Genomic DNA, 4,555 nt, shown 5'->3' on the forward strand with positions numbered 1-4,555 from the left:
AACCCTACACAATATTATTGCGTAATATTTCAAACCGCTTTTTTTGTCCCCTTTACAACTACTCTCCAGACTTTGGGTTGTTGAAACACTATTTTGGGAAAAAACCAAAACCAGGCTCACTTAATTTATTCTGAATTTAGGCTTGACTAATATTTATTTTCCCCCAATAAATCTAATCAAGATCAAGCTCTTATTTTCTTGCATACAAAAAAACTCAGGAAGCTGTTCCCTGAGTTTCGCGAAGAAATAAATTTCTAATACTTATGTTTTATGTGATTGGCTACCTGTTCCATTAACCACATGGGAGTTGAAGTTGCTCCACAAATCCCTACAGACATACAATCTTCAAACCAACCAGACTCTAACATCTGTTCATTTTCAATAAAATAACTTCTATTATTTTCGGATTTACAAACACCAAACAAGGCACGACCATTTGAACTTTTTTTCCCACTAACAAAGATGATTACATCATGTTCCTTGGAAAAACGGCTTAGTTGAGGCTCCCTATTTGAAACCTGCCGACAGATACTATCATTGGCCTTAAAATCTAAAACCTCTAATTGGCCTTTTTGTGCCACTATTCTTTCCTCAATCTTCTTTTTCAGGTCATAAAAGCCCTTGGTACTCTTTGTTGTCTGACTAAATAAGGTAATAGGACGACTAAAGTCTATTTGTTCAAGATCATTATCTTCCATCACCACCACTGCCTCTTCTCTAGTTTGACCTGTCAACCCTATCACTTCGGCATGGCCTTTTTTACCATAAATCACTACCTGCCCATGTTGCTCTTTCATTTTATCATAGGCATGTTTTACCCTGTTTTGTAATTTCAAAACTACAGGACATGAAGCATCTATCAACTCAATATTGTTTTTTAAGGCAATTTGATAAGTCTCTGGTGGTTCGCCGTGAGCACGGATCAACACCTTACAATTCTTCAATGTCTGTAATTCATCTCTGGAAATAATTCTTAATCCCTTACTATAAAGGCGCTTTACTTCCATGTCGTTATGAACGATATCCCCTAAACAATAGAGATTGTCTGCCAACTCCATTTCATCTTCAGCCATTTGGATGGCAAACTCCACCCCAAAGCAATAGCCCGAATTATTATCAATGGTTACCTTCATAAGATCAATACAGCTTTTACGGCCTAAAGATAAATAAAAAGAAAACTATGCGTAAGCATTAAACCCATCAAATTCTTAATTTTCAATTATTTGCCCCTTTATTTTCTCTTCTGCCAAATGAATAATTTGACCTACCTGATCTTCAAAAGTCAGGTTTGTGGTATCTACCACAATTGCATCATTGGCTTGTATTAGAGGACTCTCGGTTCTATTGGAATCCATTTCGTCTCTTTTCTTTAGATTTTCCAAGACTTCCTGAAGGTCAACCAGTATATCTTTCTCCAACAATTCTTTCTGACGCCTTTCGCCTCTCACCTTAAAATCGGCGGTCATAAACACTTTTAGTTCAGCTGCTGGAAAAACAACGGTTCCAATATCTCGACCATCCATTACAATTCCCTTTTGTTTGCCCATTTTTTGTTGTTGGGCCACCATTGCCTGACGCACCTTTTTAATAGCACTTACTTCACTTACTCGTTCAGAGATAAACATGGACCTAATTTCATCCTCTACATTTAAGCCATTTAGATATATCTCATTACGTTCCTTCTTTGAATTAAATTTAAAATCTATTTGAATTTGGGCAAGTGCTTTATCCATAGCCAATGGATCCGTAAGATTAACATAATTTTGATGAAAAAATAGGGTAACCGCCCTATACATGGCTCCAGTATCAATGTAAGCATATCCTAATCGGCTAGCCACTTCCTTAGCGGTGGAACTCTTTCCACAGGCCGAATATCCATCTATTGCAATTACTATTTTCCTCATAAAAACAACTGTGATCTTCAAATCAATTAAATGACGTGCTAAGAAAACGAAAAAGTCTACACTACCCGCCTATTATCCAAAAACAACTCTCAGAAAACTAACAAACAAGAATTTAAATATCTTTATATATGTTAATTGGATTCACTGAAGTCAATAACTTAATGCTAAATCCCCTTCTTTTTAAGACCTTTCAAAAAAATCAGTTCGCAAGATTAACTTGAACTTCATTCTCTCCAAGTCCCCTCATCAATTTTGAAAACTTAACACCTTGTAATCAGTACATTAGCCACAAGAAGCAAAAAAATACTTATACTAAATAAAAATTCAGTAAGCCTGGTTTAAACCCCAATTTCATGAATTTTAAGTATTTTGGGATGCGATCAGACTACCCTTATTACCTAATGAATTTACATAAGGAATTAAAAAATTTAAGGTGTAATCCCTGGATACAATGAGCCTAGCAATCAATAACCGGACAAGGAATTGGTTTTCCCTTTTTCATTTTTCCATTCTTTTTATATCCGCTTCTACTTGTTTTACAGGAAGAAAACGTCATTGCAAAAAGCAGAATTACACTAAAAATAAATACAAATAGCTTCCTCAAAGTTCTTTGTTGATTAATTTTGCTCAAATATAGTAACAAAAAGGCCTAAATGACCGATAAACCAAAAAATGTTAAATTGATTTAGGAAAATCAACCTTAATCAGTTGGAATTAAAATTAGGTGAATTTTTCTTCTTTCAAAACATGAAGGCTAGATCTTAGAATAAGTTCATCTCAAGAAGTGACATTGTAGAAGACTTAAATTCAAAAGAAAAACCATAAATCAACAAAATTGAAAACAAATCAAATTTCCGGAAATATCGTAGATATTCGTTCCAGATCCATATATCAAGGAATAATCCATATAGAAAACGGGATGATCAAAAAAATCGAACCCAGTGATGAAGTAGATTCCCAATACATTCTACCTGGATTTGTGGATTCTCATGTGCACATAGAAAGCTCCATGCTAGTTCCTTCAGAATTTGCCCGTTTGGCTGTACCTCATGGGACTGTTGCAACGGTTTCCGACCCCCATGAAATTGGAAATGTACTCGGCATTGAAGGGGTAAAATATATGATGGATAATGGAAAACAGGTTAATTTCAAATTTTACTTTGGGGCACCTTCTTGTGTTCCGGCGACAAGCTTTGAAACCGCCGGTGCTTCCATTTCTGCTGAGGACATTGCAGCCCTTTTTCAATATCCTGAAGTTAAATATCTGGCTGAAATGATGAACTGGCCAGGAGTATTAAATAAGGATCCTGAGGTATATGAAAAGTTGGCTATTGCCAAAAAATTTCAACGCCCCATTGATGGACATGCCCCAGGACTTAAAGGAGAAAAAGCCCAGCAGTACGCTTCTGCCGGGATTACTACAGATCACGAATGTTTTACCAGGGAAGAAGCTCTTGACAAATTAAAATATGGCATGCATATTCTTATTCGTGAAGGAAGTGCTGCCAAAAACTTTGAAGCCCTAATTGATCTCTTACCCGATTATTCTCCAAATATCATGTTTTGTTCGGATGACAAACATCCGGATAATCTGGTAGAGGGGCACATCAACCTTTTAGTAAAGAGAGCTCTTTCAAAAGGCTATGACCTTTTTGATGTTCTTCAAGCAGCATGCCTTAACCCTGTACAACACTATAAGCTAGAAGTTGGACTTCTACAGGAAGGAGATCCTGCTGATTTTATTGTAATTAATAACCCGGAAGATTTTGACATTTTGGGGACTTACATTAATGGTGAACAAGTGGCCAAAGATGGCAAAACCTTAATTAAACCAACTCCTAATAAGACCATTAATAATTTTAACACAAGTCCAAAAACACCTACAGACTTTAGGGTTGAAGCTAATGGTGAAAAAATCAGGGTTATTGAAGCATTAGACGGTTTATTGGTAACTAATGAATTACAAAAACTAGCAAAAAAGGAGAACGGTTTCACCATCTCAGACTCTGATGGAGATATCTTAAAAATAGCAGTAGTTAACCGTTATCAAGATCGTAAACCAGCCGTTTCTTTTATCAAGAACTTTGGTTTTAAAGAGGGTGCAATAGCCGGATCGGTTGCCCATGACTCCCACAACATAATAGCAGTGGGTGTAGATGATGCTTCTATTTGTAAAGCCGTAAATATGGTCATCAAAGAAAAAGGAGGAGTTTCAGCCGTAAATGGAGAAGAAGAAATGATAATCCCTCTACCTGTGGCAGGTTTAATGTCCCCAATTGATGGCTATCAGATAGCTGAACAATATGCAGATATTGACCGCCTGGCAAAAAAAATGGGAAGTAAATTGCAATCACCCTTTATGACCCTTTCTTTTATGGCGCTATTAGTAATCCCTTCTGCAAAATTAAGTGATCTGGGACTTTTTGATGGTGACAATTTCAAATTCACCTCATTATTTATTTCATAAATTTTTAATTCCCTGTTGTAGAGACGCATTAACTTGCGTCTCTACAACAGGGAATTAAATCACTATTTCCTACAGGAAGAATTTTTTGGAGAAAGAAATAGGGAGGAACCTGTCCCTAGAATTCTTACAATCTTTAGACCATTTTTAAAATTTTTCTTTTTGCTGCAAATGGCTTTTGAAAAGC

General features: G+C 36.2%; 3 protein-coding genes. 1 reads left to right on the forward strand and 2 read right to left on the reverse strand.

Features of this window, described 5'->3' with window-relative positions:
- Window positions 1-254 precede the first annotated feature (254 nt).
- Entirely contained in the window at window positions 255-1,133 is an 879-nt protein-coding gene (locus E1171_RS06495; protein WP_155205200.1) for a 4-hydroxy-3-methylbut-2-enyl diphosphate reductase, read from the reverse strand.
- 75 nt (window positions 1,134-1,208) lie between these two features.
- On the reverse strand, window positions 1,209-1,904 hold the full coding sequence (gene cmk / locus E1171_RS06500; RefSeq protein ID WP_155205201.1) for a (d)CMP kinase: 696 nt from the start codon (window positions 1,902-1,904) through the stop codon (window positions 1,209-1,211).
- A gap of 835 nt (window positions 1,905-2,739) precedes the next feature.
- Between cmk and ade the strand changes: the two genes are divergently transcribed.
- Complete coding sequence (gene ade / locus E1171_RS06505) at window positions 2,740-4,371, forward strand: adenine deaminase (protein WP_155205202.1); 1,632 nt, start codon at window positions 2,740-2,742, stop codon at window positions 4,369-4,371.
- Window positions 4,372-4,555 lie beyond the last annotated feature (184 nt).

Source organism: Xanthovirga aplysinae (genome assembly GCF_009711365.1).
Lineage (GTDB): Bacteria > Bacteroidota > Bacteroidia > Cytophagales > Cyclobacteriaceae > Xanthovirga > Xanthovirga aplysinae.